This window comes from Clostridium perfringens, assembly GCF_016027375.1.
GTDB classification, from domain to species: Bacteria; Bacillota; Clostridia; order Clostridiales; family Clostridiaceae; genus Sarcina; species Sarcina perfringens.
This window is the reverse complement of sequence record NZ_CP065681.1, coordinates 241297-256651: the sequence shown is the minus strand read 5'-3', so window position 1 is coordinate 256651 and position 15355 is coordinate 241297. Positions and strand designations below refer to the sequence as shown.

Below are 15355 nucleotides of genomic sequence, written 5' to 3'. Positions count from 1 at the left end.
TACTAAATAATTTATAAGGGGGCTATTTTAATATGTTAAGAATACTTTTAAATGATGGATTAGATAAAAAAGCTATTAGCAATTTGGAATTGCTAGGTTTTGATGTTGATACTAATCATTATGATATAGAGGATTTAAAAGAAAAGATTAAAAAAGTAGATTGTATAGTTATAAGGTCTGCTACAAAAATTAGAAGAGAATTAATAGATGAAGCGATTAAAGGTGGAAACTTAAAATTAATTATAAGAGGTGGAGTTGGGTTAGATAATATAGATGTTCAATATGCTGAACAAAATGGAATTAAAGTAAGAAATACTCCTAATGCAAGTTCTTCATCAGTTGCAGAGATTATATTAGCCCATATGTTCTCTTTAGCAAGATTTTTAAATCAATCTAATATAACTATGAAAGCTGGTCTTTGGAAAAAGAAAGATTATGTTGGTGTTGAGCTTGAAGGAAAAACTCTTGGAATTATAGGTATGGGAAGAATAGGCGCTGAATTAGCTAAGAAATGTACAGCTTTAGGTATGAAAATAATATACTTTGATCTAATTGATATTAAGAATATAGACAATAATTATAGAAAAGTAGAATTTGATGAGTTATTAAGAAAATCAGATTTTATTTCTATAAATATTTCTGGAACTAAGAGTATAATTGGAAGTGAAGAATTAAAAAAGGTTAAAAAGGGAGCCTTTATAATAAATACTTCTAGGGGAAAAGCACTAGATGAGGAGGCAATAATACCTAGTTTAAATGATGGAAGTTTAGGTGGCGTTGGACTAGATGTATTCTTAGAAGAGCCAAGTAAAAATTTAGAATTAATAAATCATCCTAAAGTAAGTTTAACTCCTCATATTGGAGCTTCAACAAAAGAGGCTCAGATGAAAATAGGGGAGGAAGTTATAGAAATAATAAAAGAAGAGATGTATAAGTAAAATTTAAAATATATAACTGTAGATTTAAAGATTAAACTTTAGATAAAAAAGAAAAAAGCCTTATTTTAAATATTACTGATTTTATATATGAATGCAATCTAATAATAATTAAAATAGGGGTTAATTTTTAGAGGGAGAGTGAGGAATATGGTTAATATAAAAGCTTTTAAAGCTTTAAGACCAAGAAAGGACTTAGTAGAAAAAGTTGCTGCATTACCATATGATGTTTTGAGTAGGGGTGAAGCAAAAGAGGAAGTAAAAAACAATGAGTTTTCCTTTTTAAATATTGATAAAGCTGAGACTTATTTTCCAGAAAATATTAGTGAGTATTCTGAAGAGGTTTATAAAAAAGCGGGAGAGAATTTGGAAAGATTTATTCAAAATAATATTCTTATAAAAGAAGAAAAAGATTGTTTATATGTTTATGAGTTAGTTTTAGATGGAAAGGCCCAAAGGGGAATTGTTTCATGCTTATCTGTTGATGATTATTTAAATAACACAATAAAAAAACATGAATTTACTAGAGCCAAAAAAGAAGAAGATAGAGTAAAACATATAAAAGCTTGTAATGCTCAAACAGGGCCAATATTTTTAACCTATAGAGATTCAGAAAAAATAAGTAATATAGTTTCAAAAATAGTTTTAGAAAAGCCTTTATATGATTTTATTTCTGATGATGGAGTTTTGCACAGAGTTTGGAAGATAGATGATAAATCTATTATAGATGAAATAATAAAAGAGTTTAAAGAAATTAATTCAATATATATAGCAGATGGGCATCATAGGTCAGAAGCAGCTGTAAAAGTATGTTTAGAAAGAAGAGAAAAGGGAGAATGCTTACCTGAGGATGAATGTAATTATTTCTTAGGAGTTTTATTTCCTAAAACAGAACTTACAATTATAGATTATAACAGAGTAGTTAAAGATTTAAATGGATTAAGTGAAGAGGAATTTTTATTGAAATTAGAAGAAAAATTTCAAATAACTAAATTAAATAAGGAAGATAATCCAAAACCTAAACATAAAGGTGAGTTTGGGATGTATATTAATGGAGATTGGTTCAAATTAGAGTATAAAGAGAAAAATGAAAGTTCACTAATAGAAAAAACAAAAAATGATTTAGTTAAAAATTTAGATGTTTCTATACTTCAAGATAATATTTTAGAGCCTATATTAGGAATAAAAGATGTAAGAAATGATGAGAGAATAGATTTTGTTGGAGGTATAAGAGGTCTTAAAGAATTGAAAAGAAGAGTATCAGAGGATATGAAAGTTGCTTTTGCTCTTTATCCAACAAGTCTAGAAGAGGTAATGAAAATTTCTGATAAAGGGTTAATAATGCCACCAAAATCAACATGGTTTGAGCCTAAGCTTAGAAGTGGAATATTCATTCATAAAATATAAAAAGGGATATTATCCAAAATATAATAAAACTTATTTTGGATAATATCCTTTTATATTAAGCCATTTTTAAAATCATTGATTTTAATATTGAAGTAGAGTTTTTAACTCCTATAGCTGTAAACTCAGCGAAGTCCATATGTGCTCCATTATTTGCATTATCAGATATTGATCTTATAACAAGGAATGGAATATTGTTTAAGTAACAAACGTGAGCTATACTTCCACCTTCCATTTCACAAGCAGAAGCTCCAAATTCTTCTTCTAACCATTTAACCTTTTCTACACTAGCAACAAATTGATCACCAGTAACTATTCTTCCAGTAAAGCTCTTTATTTCTTCATTTTCTTTACAAGCTTCTTCACAAAGGTCAACTAATTCTTGTGAGCATTTAAAATCAAAGGTATCTAATCTTGGTATTTGTCCTATAGGATCTCCAAAGGCAGATGTGTCCATATCATATTGAACTAATGAGTTAGCTATAACAACATCCCCAGGATATATTTCCATGCCTATACCACCAGCAACACCAACATTTATAACCTTATTAACTTTGTACTCACTTATTAATATTTGAGTACAAACGGCAGCATTAACCTTACCTATACCACATACAACGGCTACAACCTCTTGACCCCAAAGAGTACCTTGGTGGAAAGTCATATTAGCCTTAGTTTCTTTAGATTTTACTTCCATGTCTCTTAAAAGAATTTCTAATTCTTCGCTCATAGCGGCGATTATTCCTAAAGTCATTTTAAATTCCTCCTCAAATTAAATTCATAAAGTTATTATATATTAAAAAAAGATCATATCATAGAAATTTAGAAAGTAAATAGATTTAAAAACACACTTTAGCCTTTTATTATTAATTAGAATTTACTTAAATTAGGGCTTAATCCAAGAAATTTTATATAAATTTTCTAGATAGAAGTAAGTTTTTAAAAGAATTATATGTTAATATAAATGAAAAACTTTATTTATATTAAGTAGAATGTATATAATATTAATGAATTTGTGTGTTTATTAAGTATAAGAATAAACATTATAAGTTTGAGATATTTATTTTAGAACATATTATAAGGATTAACATAGGGGAAATTTTATTAACTTAAGAAGGAGAGAAAGTTTATGTTACAACATTCATTGTCAAGAACAGAATTACTAATAGGTAAAGATGCTTTAGATAAATTAGCAAAGAGCAAAGTTATGGTATTTGGAGTTGGTGGAGTAGGAAGCTTTACTGTAGAAGCTTTAGCTAGAGCAGGAGTAGGAAACTTAATTTTAGTTGATGATGATACTGTTTGTTTAACAAATTTAAACAGACAAATACATGCTACATATAAAACTATAAGTAAAAACAAAGTAGAGGTTATGAAGGAAAGAGTTCTTTCAGTAAATAGAAATTGTAATGTGGAAACTATACAAGTTTTTGTTACTCCAGATAACTTAGAAGAAATAATACCAGATGATGTAGATTATGTGGTAGATGCTATTGATACTGTTTCAGCTAAGATAGCTCTTGCTGTTTATTGTGAACAAAAAGGAATAAAACTTATGAGTTCAATGGGAACTGGAAACAAATTAAATCCAGCAGAGTTTAAAGTAGCTGATATATACAATACAAAGGTATGTCCGCTTGCTAAGGTTATGAGATATGAACTTAGAAAAAGAGGAGTTAAGAAGTTAAAGGTTGTTTATTCAGAAGAAATGCCTAGAAAACCAAAGGTTGAAGATGTAGTTACTTGCAAAACAGGATGTGTTTGTACTGGTGGAACTAAAAAATGTTCAGCTAAAAGACAAATACCAGGAAGTGTATCTTTCGTGCCTCCAGTAGCTGGTATGATAATAGCATCAGAAGTGGTTAAAGATTTAATAAAAGAATATATTTAATATAGATAATTTGGGGCTTTATCAAAATATGATAATAAAAATTATTTTGATATAAGCTCTTTTTCTATTTATAAAGCTTTTAATTTTAAAATATAAAGAAGTTTTTAATTATGTAGAGTAAGTATACATAATTAAGCACTATTCAATGTTTTTATGGTATAATTTTTATGTTTTTGTTTTTTATAAATAACTACTATAGATTATATATTTTTTATGGTTTAAAGTAGTATATTTTAATAATATAGATCTAATACAGTTTTATTTATTTTAAATAATAAGGAGAGTAATAATGAACAGTAAAAAGCAAAATTATGTTGCATTAGCTTTTCTATTTATAATGATGATTTTAGCAGCTATAGTTGAAAATACTAAGGGTATATTCATACCAGTATTTAAACAGGAATTTGGAGTTAACGATAATACTATAAGTAACTTACTTATTTCTACTTCAGCTGCTTATATGGTATTAACATTTATAGGTGGAATGCTTTGCGAAAAGTTTGGACAGAAAAAGGTATTTTTAGCTGGATTGATGGTGATATTTTTATCACTTATATTTTTATCTTTTACAAAAAACTATTTAATGTTATACACAGGAATGGTAATAAGTAGTGCTGGTATAGCTATGGTTGCAATATCATGTAACACAGTTCTTCCTATATTAGCATTAACGGCACAAAACGTAATAATGAATGTTATGCATGCTTGCTACGGGTTAGGCTCTTCAGTTGGCCAAGGATTATTTGGTTCATTAACTGCAAGAGGGGTTAACTGGAGAACTATGTATTTCTTTGTAGGTTTAGTTTACTTAGCAGTATTCATATGCTTTATATTCGTTAAAATACCTAGAACAGAAATAGTTAAAGAAAAAGATAAAATGACTATAATAGAAGCTTTATCAAATAAGGTAATAGTTGCCTATATGCTTGCCTTAGGATTATATGTATTTACAGAGCAGGGTATATCAAATTGGTTCGTAAATTATATGAAGTATGGTTATAATATAAATGAGCAAAAAGCAGGAATGTATTTATCACTATTTTTTGCTATATTCACCATAGGAAGATTATTTGGTGGATTTGTAGTAGAAAAAAGAGGATATTTCAATATATTATATAAAACATTAATAATAGGAGCTGCACTTTGTATCTTAGGTTTACTTTTAGGTAGAAACGGTATGGTGATAATATCTGTATCAGGATTATTCTTCTCAATAACATTCCCAACTACAGTTTTAACTATTAGTAAGGTTTTTGATAAGAATGTTGCATATATTACAGGTATTGTAATAACATCAGCTAGTTTAGTTGGTATGATTCTTAACAAGGCTATTGGATTGTTAAATGAAAGTGTTGGACCAGATAAGGCATTTTATATTATACCTGCAAGTGCAATTTTATCTGCCGTTTTAATGTTCTACTTATACTTAAATACTAAGAAGAGGCTAGTAAAGTAAAAAATATAAATTGGAGAGTAGAGTATGTCTTTTGATAAGAATGTATTTATAGAAGCAATAAGAGGAAATGATAGGGAATACGTTGTAAAAGATAAAGTTGGCATAATACTAGGTAGATTTTTCTTGAAGGATTTAGATAGTAAAAATAAAAAAGTTGATGTTAAGTTTAAATTTTACAAAGAAGATAACTATAAACTTATGAAAGAGACTTTAAGAAAGATTTTAAAGGTTTTATTTGCTGAAAAAGACATATATAAAATTAATCTTTTTGTTTCAGATATAAAAAACTTTAATGCTTATTTAGATTTAGGTTTTATGCTTGAGGGTATATTATCAGATAATGTATGTAACAATGGTATTCAGAAAGATGAATATATTATGGGGATAAATATAAATGACTTTAATGATAAGGTTAAATTAGTTCAGTTTCAATTAAATACTGAAAGATTAACACTTAGAAATTTAACTCCAGAGAATACAGAAGAAATGCTTGATTATTATATAAGAAATGAAGAGCATTTAAGACAGTATGAACCTACTAGAGATAGCGGTTTTTATACTTATGAAGGACAAAAAGAAATTTTAACAGAAAGTTTTAGACAGTTTATAGATGGAACTTCAATTGATTTAGGTATATTTAAAGATGAAAAACTAATAGGAAAAATAAAATTATCTAATATAGTCTATGGAATATTAAGAAATGCCTTTGTTGGATACTCCATAGATAAGGAGCATCAAGGAATGGGCTATATGAAAGAAGCACTTAATACAGTATGTAGTTACGCTTTTGAAGAAATGGGTTTACATAGACTAGAGGCTTCAACCTTAATGGAGAATTCTAGATCTCAAGGAGTATTAAAGGCTTGTGGATTTAATGAATTAGGTATTAGTGAAAAATATTTATACATTAATGGTGAATGGAGAGATCATAAAATATTTTATAAGGTGAACGATGACTTATAAGGCTTAAGGAGGAACAATATTGTCTCTAAATACGAAAAATAATCTTTACAGAGAGATACTAGATAGGATAGATAGAGGAGGAAATTGGGAAATGATAGTTGTAGATGGAGTTGTTGGAGTAGGTAAGAGTACTTTAATGAACATCTTAGCAGAGAGAGGGTTAATAGCTTATGAGGAACCTGTGGTGGACAATCCTATATTAGAAAAATTCTATTATGATAGGAATAGATATTCTTTTCCACTTCAAGTATTCTTTTTAAATAAAAGATTCAAGCATATAAAAGAAGCTGGACTTGTAGAGAATTCAGTTATGGATAGAAGTATATACGGAGATGTTATATTTGCTAAGATGCTATGTGAAAAGGGCGAAATGACAGTTGAAGAGTTTGAATTATATAAGGAGCTTTTAGAAAATATGCTAGAGCATGTTAAAGCACCAAAATTAATGGTATATCTAGAAATATCAGTAGATGAAGCTATGAAAAGAATTCAAAAAAGAGGTAGAGATTATGAGCAAGTAGTTGAAAGAGAATATTGGGAAAAGCTTAATAATGAGTATAGAGAGTATTTTGAAAACTATAATGTCTCTCCTATATTAAGAATAAATGTTGATGAGTTAGATTTTGAAAATGTACCAGAAGATAGAGAATATGTTTTAAATCTTATAGATGAGAAATTAAGCGAATTAGAAAATAATAAATAAGTTTATTTAAAAGAAGAGGATATTTAGTTATTCTCTTCTTTTTATATTATTAAAGTATTTTTTTTTATTTAAGTTGAGTAATTATATGAATATTTTAAAGAAAAAAGGGTGATTATGATAAATGATTTATTATTAATTTAGGGTTTTACAAGGGTTAAACATACAAAACTATCCATAAATGAATAGTAATTGAATATAATATCTATAAACTTTTCCTAGTGTGTCAATATATGATATACAGAGAAAATAAAAGGATTTAAAAGATTAGTTTGGATGTTTTTCAAAAACTAAAGTAAAATTTAAATTAAATTAAAGAAATGGTGTTAAGATAATACCTGTCACTAAGGACGGGCAACAAAAAAAGACAATAAGTTGAAAGAAAACAACTTAAAAAGTTTTTTAAAAAAAGTGTTGACAAAGTTCGAAGGTGATGATAAAATAAAGAAGTCGCTTGAGGGCGACAAAGAAATGGTCTTTGAAAATTAAACAGAAGATATTAACATAAACCAGCAATTCTTTTATAAGTAATATGAGTATAGATTAAACTTTTAAATTGAGAGTTTGATCCTGGCTCAGGATGAACGCTGGCGGCGTGCTTAACACATGCAAGTCGAGCGATGAAGTTTCCTTCGGGAAACGGATTAGCGGCGGACGGGTGAGTAACACGTGGGTAACCTGCCTCATAGAGTGGAATAGCCTTCCGAAAGGAAGATTAATACCGCATAATGTTGGAAGATGGCATCATCATTCAACCAAAGGAGCAATCCGCTATGAGATGGACTCGCGGCGCATTAGCTAGTTGGTGGGGTAACGGCCTACCAAGGCGACGATGCGTAGCCGACCTGAGAGGGTGATCGGCCACATTGGGACTGAGACACGGCCCAGACTCCTACGGGAGGCAGCAGTGGGGAATATTGCACAATGGGGGAAACCCTGATGCAGCAACGCCGCGTGAGTGATGAAGGTTTTCGGATCGTAAAGCTCTGTCTTTGGGGAAGATAATGACGGTACCCAAGGAGGAAGCCACGGCTAACTACGTGCCAGCAGCCGCGGTAATACGTAGGTGGCGAGCGTTATCCGGATTTACTGGGCGTAAAGGGAGCGTAGGCGGATGATTAAGTGGGATGTGAAATACCCGGGCTCAACTTGGGTGCTGCATTCCAAACTGGTTATCTAGAGTGCAGGAGAGGAGAGTGGAATTCCTAGTGTAGCGGTGAAATGCGTAGAGATTAGGAAGAACACCAGTGGCGAAGGCGACTCTCTGGACTGTAACTGACGCTGAGGCTCGAAAGCGTGGGGAGCAAACAGGATTAGATACCCTGGTAGTCCACGCCGTAAACGATGAATACTAGGTGTGGGGGTTTCAACACCTCCGTGCCGCCGCTAACGCATTAAGTATTCCGCCTGGGGAGTACGGTCGCAAGATTAAAACTCAAAGGAATTGACGGGGACCCGCACAAGTAGCGGAGCATGTGGTTTAATTCGAAGCAACGCGAAGAACCTTACCTACACTTGACATCCCTTGCATTACTCTTAATCGAGGAAATCCTTCGGGGACAAGGTGACAGGTGGTGCATGGTTGTCGTCAGCTCGTGTCGTGAGATGTTGGGTTAAGTCCCGCAACGAGCGCAACCCTTGTCGTTAGTTACTACCATTAAGTTGAGGACTCTAGCGAGACTGCCTGGGTTAACCAGGAGGAAGGTGGGGATGACGTCAAATCATCATGCCCCTTATGTGTAGGGCTACACACGTGCTACAATGGCTGGTACAGAGAGATGCAATACCGTGAGGTGGAGCCAAACTTTAAAACCAGTCTCAGTTCGGATTGTAGGCTGAAACTCGCCTACATGAAGCTGGAGTTACTAGTAATCGCGAATCAGAATGTCGCGGTGAATACGTTCCCGGGTCTTGTACACACCGCCCGTCACACCATGAGAGTTGGCAATACCCGAAGTCCGTGAGCTAACCGCAAGGAGGCAGCGGCCGAAGGTAGGGTCAGCGATTGGGGTGAAGTCGTAACAAGGTAGCCGTAGGAGAACCTGCGGCTGGATCACCTCCTTTCTAAGGAATACATCTTAGGACAACTAAGATGACAATGAATTCTGGATAATATCTCTGTTTAATTTTGAGAGACTATCTCTCAAAATTGTTCTTTGAAAATTGCACATAATTTAATTTATAGAAACAACAAGCCAAATTGGCAAAACCAATTTCTATTCTTTGTAAAATGAGAACTATAACTAATATAGGTCAAGCTACAAAGGGCGCATGGTGAATGCCTTGGCATCAGGAGCCGATGAAGGACGTGATAAGCTGCGATAAGCTTCGGGTAGGCGCACATAGCCTGAGATCCGAAGATCTCCGAATGAGGAAACTCACATGGGAAACCCCATGTATCATTAAGTGAATACATAGCTTAATGAAGGTAACCCAGGGAACTGAAACATCTAAGTACCTGGAGGAAGAGAAAGAAAAATCGATTTTCTTAGTAGCGGCGAGCGAAAGGGAAAGAGCCCAAACCGGAAACTTGTTTCCGGGGTTGTGGACATAGCATGAAAGTGGAGGCTATTGTAACTGAAGAGAACTGGAAAGTTCCACCGTAGAAGGTAATAGTCCTGTAAGTGAAACGAGAAGACCACGAGTTATGATCCAGAGTACCACGAGACACGTGAAACCTTGTGGGAAGCAGGGAGGACCACCTCCCAAGGCTAAATACTACCTGATGACCGATAGTGAAGCAGTACCGTGAGGGAAAGGTGAAAAGAACCCCGGGAGGGGAGTGAAATAGAACCTGAAACCGTGTGCCTACAACCGCTCAGAGCCCCTTATGAGGGTGATGAGGTGCTTTTTGTAGAACGAGCCAACGAGTTACGGTATGTAGCAAGGTTAAGTACTTAAGGTACGGAGCCGAAGGGAAACCGAGTCTGAATAGGGCGACTAGTTGCATGCCGTAGACCCGAAACCGGGTGACCTATCCATGGCCAGGTTGAAGCGAGGGTAAAACCTCGTGGAGGACCGAACCACGTTGCTGTTGAAAAAGCATGGGATGAGCTGTGGATAGCGGAGAAATTCCAATCGAACCCGGAGATAGCTGGTTCTCTCCGAAATAGCTTTAGGGCTAGCGTCGAGTATGAGTAGTGGAGGTAGAGCACTGAATGGGCTAGGGGGCATAGCGCTTACCGAACCTTATCAAACTCCGAATGCCACATACTTTGAGCTCGGCAGTCAGACTACGAATGATAAGATCCGTGGTCAAAAGGGAAACAGCCCAGATCGTCAGCTAAGGTCCCAAAGTGTAAGTTAAGTGGGAAAGGATGTGAGATTTCTAAGACAACTAGGATGTTGGCTTAGAAGCAGCCATTCATTAAAAGAGTGCGTAATAGCTCACTAGTCGAGAGATCTTGCGCCGAAAATGTAACGGGGCTAAACTTACCACCGAAGCTACGGGCTTGAACTTAGTTCAAGCGGTAGGAGAGCGTCGTAACCGGGCTGAAGTCGTACCGTAAGGAGCGGTGGACTGGTTACGAGTGAGAATGTTGGCATCAGTAGCGAGATGTGGGTGAGAATCCCACAGGCCGAAAACCTAAGGTTTCCTCAGGAAGGTTCGTCCGCTGAGGGTTAGTCGGGACCTAAGCCGAGGCCGAAAGGCGTAGGTGATGGACAACTGGTTGATATTCCAGTACCACTACCATCGTTATTATCGATGGCGTGACGCAGGAGGATAGTGTGTGCTAGCTATTGGATGCTAGTCTAAGCGTTTAGGCAGTGAGAGTAGGCAAATCCGCTCTCATAATGCTGAGGCGTGATGGGGAAGGTTCTACGGAACCGAAGTACATGATTCCACGCTGCCAAGAAAAGCGTCTAGAGAGAGAAGTAGTGCCCGTACCGCAAACCGACACAGGTAGGTGAGGAGAGAATCCTAAGGCCGGCGGAAGAATTACAGTTAAGGAACTCGGCAAATTGACCCCGTAAGTTCGCGAGAAGGGGTGCCTACGAGAGTAGGCCGCAGAGAATAGGCCCAAGCAACTGTTTAGCAAAAACACAGGTCTCTGCTAAAGCGTAAGCTGATGTATAGGGGCTGACGCCTGCCCGGTGCTGGAAGGTTAAGGGGAACACTTAGCGCAAGCGAAGGTGTGAACTTAAGCCCCAGTAAACGGCGGCCGTAACTATAACGGTCCTAAGGTAGCGAAATTCCTTGTCAGGTAAGTTCTGACCCGCACGAATGGCGTAATGACTTGGGCACTGTCTCAACTGTAAATCCGGCGAAGTTGTAGTGCGAGTGAAGATGCTCGCTACCCGCGATTGGACGGAAAGACCCCGTAGAGCTTTACTGTAGCTTAGCATTGAGTTTTGGTATTGTCTGTACAGGATAGGTGGGAGACTAGGAAACCAGGGCGTCAGCCTTGGTGGAGTCAACCTTGGGATACCACCCTGACAGTACTGAAATTCTAACTGGCGGCCATGAATCTGGTCACAGGACATTGTTAGGTGGGCAGTTTGACTGGGGCGGTCGCCTCCTAAAAAGTAACGGAGGCGCCCAAAGGTTCCCTCAGAACGGTCGGAAATCGTTCGAAGAGTGCAAAGGCAGAAGGGAGCCTGACTGCGACACCCACAAGTGGAGCAGGGACGAAAGTCGGGCTTAGTGATCCGGTGGTACCTCGTGGGAGGGCCATCGCTCAACGGATAAAAGCTACCTCGGGGATAACAGGCTGATCTCCCCCAAGAGTCCACATCGACGGGGAGGTTTGGCACCTCGATGTCGGCTCGTCGCATCCTGGGGCTGAAGTAGGTCCCAAGGGTTGGGCTGTTCGCCCATTAAAGCGGCACGCGAGCTGGGTTCAGAACGTCGTGAGACAGTTCGGTCCCTATCCGTCGCGGGCGTAGGAAATTTGAGAGGAGCTGTCCTTAGTACGAGAGGACCGGGATGGACTGACCTCTGGTGTACCAGTTGTTCCGCCAGGAGCACAGCTGGGTAGCTAAGTCGGGAATGGATAAACGCTGAAAGCATCTAAGCGTGAAGCCAACCTCAAGATGAGATTTCCCATAGCGTAAGCTAGTAAGATCCCTTGAAGAACACAAGGTTGATAGGTCGGGGGTGTAAGCATGGTAACATGTTCAGCTGACCGATACTAATAGATCGAGGGCTTGACCAAATATAGTAAATTAAATATGTGCAATTTTGAAAGAACAAAGTTTTTTCAAACATCTGGTGATGATGTTCTTTAGGGTAACACCCGTTCCCATTCCGAACACGACGGTTAAGCCTTTAGAAGCCGATGGTACTGCACGGGAGACTGTGTGGGAGAGTAGGTGGTCGCCAGGTCTTATGATTTGCTAGCTCAGTCGGTAGAGCACGTGACTTTTAATCACGGTGTCCAGGGTTCGATTCCCTGGCAGATCACCAAAAACCTCTCTAATAAGAGAGGTTTTTTTTGTATATAAAAATATATTATATAAATTAGTGGTAAAATAATTTATACTTAAGTTAGTTAAGAATGTAAAAAAGAGTTTTAATTATATTTTTATAGTATTTGGGAGGAGAGTAATGAAAGGAATAAAGAAAATATTATCATTAGGTTTGCTTTTAGTATTTTCATTTTCAATGGTATCTTGTGGTGGATCAAAAGAAAATACTTTAGAGGGTACAGTAGTAGTAACAAGTAAATATCCTGATGAAGTTAATAGTTATATAGCTGAAGAATTTAAAAAAGAAACTGGAATATCAGTTAAATATGAAGTGAAAGATGAAATAAAAGAAGATGATTTTAAAAATACAAATACTGATATTATCTTAGGTGGAGATAATGAATTATATAAAAAAATGGCTTCAGATAATATTCTTAAAGGATATAAAACAAGTTGGTATAGTGATGTAGATGATAATTATAGAGATAAAGATGGATATTGGTATTCAATATTTAGAAACCCTATGGTAGTTGCTTATAATAAAGCTAACTTAGCAGCAAATCTTGTACCAAAGAGTTTAGCTGATTTAAAAAATGGGAATTTAGCTAATAAATTATTAATGGTAAATTCTAATAATGATTATACAAAGTATTTTATATCTGCTACAGCTTCTTATTTAAGTAAAGAAGCAAATAATGATGATAATATAGGAAGTACTTTCTTACAAGGTGTAAAGTTAAATGTGGCTACATTTTTTAATAATTACGAAGAATTATTTACAGCTTTAGACAATAAAGAAACTCCAATAGGAATTTTACCTTTAGATGTTTTAAATAAAAAAATCAAAGATAATGCCAATATAACAAGAATTGATTTTGAAGAGGGTGTACCCGTTATAACTGAATGTGCAGGTATATTAAAATCAGCTCCTAATCCAAATGCTTCAGAACTATTTATGGAGTTTGTAGCTGGGCCAAAGATTCAATTAGAACTAGCTCAGAAATTTAATATAATGCCTACATTACCTGTAGCAATAAAATATTCTCCTGACTGGATTAAGAATTTTAAAACCTTAGATATAGAAAATAATGTTGTTCTTGAGAATGAAGATAAATGGGTTCAATTCTTTAATGGTGTTGTTAAACCAGAAGTACCTGCCAAGACAACTAACAATCCTGTTATTAAAGGTAAGAAGAAATCTTAATACATATTAAAAAAGAGATATTATGTTTAAAACATAATATCTCTTTTATATTTAAAGTGTGAATTGTAAATAGCTTATTCGTATTTAAATTTAATGATAACTTCTTTGATTTCTCCTTTAGAGTTAGTTCTAACCTTAAAATCTTTGATATCTTTAAATTCATTGTTAATTTGGAAGTTAAGTTCATTTATAGTAGCTTTGGCTTTTTTAGCTAAATCACTATCTTCGATAACTTCAAATCTTTGCTTTTTAGTTGTAATTTCCTTGTTTCTATCATCAACTACAACATAGTATTTATCGCCTTCTTCAATTACAACATACTCTTTACCAAAAGTTAGGCTTGAGCATAATGAATTATCTATACATCTTACTAGCATAGCTACTCTCCTCTCAATTAATATATTAAATTCTCTACACCTTTAATATATCACAATAAGAGGCTTTGTCCATTATAAATGGATAATTAGATTAAATTTGTGATATCTTACAAATATACTATTTCTTAAGTTTTAATATATTTACTAGTAAATCATTTTTAGCAAAAATAAAGAATCTTTTTACTGAAGCAAGATCATCTTTTAAGGTACTAGTGCTATCATCTTTCCAGTAATCATTGAAGTATATACATAGGATGAAAAATAAAATAGCTAAATTTATATATATATCTTTAAAATCAGCTATAAATAAATTGCTTATACCTATGAAGTCTAAGCTTCCACCATAAAACACTTTATCTATTAAAGAGCATAAAGCACCAGCCATTATAAACACTATACACATATCTGCATTAAAATCTTTATGGCCATTATGGACATAATATCTATAACATTCAAAGAATATTATTAATGCTATTAAATTTAATATTATAAGGAATCCAAAGTCTAATCCAGTTCCAAAACGAACATTTAGCCAAGAGCCATCTGTATTTATAATTGGTTGGAAGGTTAAAAAATTACCTATAATATTAAAATGATCATTGAAAAACCATTTATGTATAATAAATTTTATTCCTTGATCTAAAATCATTAGAATCATGAATATCCATAGCAATGTTTTTTTGCTAAATCCATCTTTATATTTATTTACTAAAACATATACGAGATATCCTACTAATGCAAAAGGAATTATTAAAAACAACATCATAAGAGTTTCAGAATTCTTTTCAATTCTTCCAGTTAAAAACTCAAATAAGAAATAAATCAACCACATTATAGGCAGTATCCCTATAGTTACCCATTTCTTTTTATTCATTATTACCTCCCTATAAGATATACCATTAGAATATTTAATTAAAATAACAATAACTTTTATAAATATTAAAGAGATATCTATAACTTTAGTCTATAATAGTGTCATTAATTAAACTAAATCAATTTTAACATAGTTAATTATT

General features: G+C 34.3%; 10 protein-coding genes, 1 tRNA gene and 3 rRNA genes. 11 read left to right on the top strand and 3 right to left on the bottom strand.

What is annotated here, in order from left to right:
* The first annotated feature begins 32 nt into the window (after nucleotides 1-32).
* Nucleotides 33-938 (top strand): D-2-hydroxyacid dehydrogenase, encoded by a 906-nt coding sequence (locus tag I6G60_RS01315; RefSeq protein WP_111743970.1) that lies wholly within the window; start codon nucleotides 33-35, stop codon nucleotides 936-938.
* Nucleotides 939-1085: 147 nt separating this feature from the next.
* Nucleotides 1086-2342 carry a DUF1015 domain-containing protein gene (locus I6G60_RS01310; protein ID WP_111743971.1) on the top strand — a complete coding sequence of 419 codons (1257 nt, stop codon included), beginning with the start codon at nucleotides 1086-1088 and terminating at the stop codon, nucleotides 2340-2342.
* 55 nt (nucleotides 2343-2397) lie between these two features.
* Here I6G60_RS01310 and I6G60_RS01305 read toward each other — a convergent pair whose 3' ends face one another.
* On the bottom strand, nucleotides 2398-3093 hold the full coding sequence (locus tag I6G60_RS01305; RefSeq protein ID WP_111743972.1) for a 5'-methylthioadenosine/adenosylhomocysteine nucleosidase: 696 nt from the start codon (nucleotides 3091-3093) through the stop codon (nucleotides 2398-2400).
* Nucleotides 3094-3468: 375 nt separating this feature from the next.
* Here I6G60_RS01305 and I6G60_RS01300 point away from each other — a divergent pair, with 375 nt between their 5' ends.
* From I6G60_RS01300 to I6G60_RS01260, 9 genes are all read left to right on the top strand, one after another.
* On the top strand, nucleotides 3469-4230 hold the full coding sequence (locus tag I6G60_RS01300; RefSeq protein WP_003450981.1) for a tRNA threonylcarbamoyladenosine dehydratase: 762 nt from the start codon (nucleotides 3469-3471) through the stop codon (nucleotides 4228-4230).
* Nucleotides 4231-4519: 289 nt separating this feature from the next.
* A complete protein-coding gene (locus tag I6G60_RS01295; RefSeq protein WP_003458175.1) occupies nucleotides 4520-5686 on the top strand; it encodes an MFS transporter in 1167 nt (388 codons plus the stop codon).
* A gap of 24 nt (nucleotides 5687-5710) precedes the next feature.
* Nucleotides 5711-6649, top strand: a complete 939-nt coding sequence (locus tag I6G60_RS01290; RefSeq protein ID WP_197925554.1) for a GNAT family N-acetyltransferase — start codon at nucleotides 5711-5713, stop codon at nucleotides 6647-6649.
* 19 nt (nucleotides 6650-6668) lie between these two features.
* Entirely contained in the window at nucleotides 6669-7352 is a 684-nt protein-coding gene (locus I6G60_RS01285; protein ID WP_003458147.1) for a deoxynucleoside kinase, read from the top strand.
* A gap of 549 nt (nucleotides 7353-7901) precedes the next feature.
* Nucleotides 7902-9413, top strand: a 16S ribosomal RNA gene (locus I6G60_RS01280).
* A 187-nt stretch (nucleotides 9414-9600) separates the two neighbouring features.
* Nucleotides 9601-12505 (top strand): 23S ribosomal RNA (locus I6G60_RS01275).
* Nucleotides 12506-12557: 52 nt separating this feature from the next.
* A 5S ribosomal RNA gene (gene rrf / locus I6G60_RS01270) occupies nucleotides 12558-12675 on the top strand.
* Together the 16S, 23S and 5S rRNA genes with 1 tRNA gene alongside form the textbook arrangement of a ribosomal RNA operon.
* A 5-nt stretch (nucleotides 12676-12680) precedes the next feature.
* A tRNA-Lys gene (locus I6G60_RS01265) sits at nucleotides 12681-12756 on the top strand.
* Between the two features lie 141 nt (nucleotides 12757-12897).
* On the top strand, nucleotides 12898-13962 hold the full coding sequence (locus I6G60_RS01260) for an ABC transporter substrate-binding protein (RefSeq protein ID WP_197925552.1): 1065 nt from the start codon (nucleotides 12898-12900) through the stop codon (nucleotides 13960-13962).
* Nucleotides 13963-14036: 74 nt separating this feature from the next.
* On the opposite strand, the gene I6G60_RS01255 is transcribed toward I6G60_RS01260, so the two are convergent.
* Nucleotides 14037-14339 carry a hypothetical protein gene (locus tag I6G60_RS01255; protein WP_003448492.1) on the bottom strand — a complete coding sequence of 101 codons (303 nt, stop codon included), beginning with the start codon at nucleotides 14337-14339 and terminating at the stop codon, nucleotides 14037-14039.
* Between the two features lie 118 nt (nucleotides 14340-14457).
* Complete coding sequence (locus I6G60_RS01250) at nucleotides 14458-15213, bottom strand: signal peptidase II (RefSeq protein ID WP_111917154.1); 756 nt, start codon at nucleotides 15211-15213, stop codon at nucleotides 14458-14460.
* Nucleotides 15214-15355: the final 142 nt, after the last annotated feature.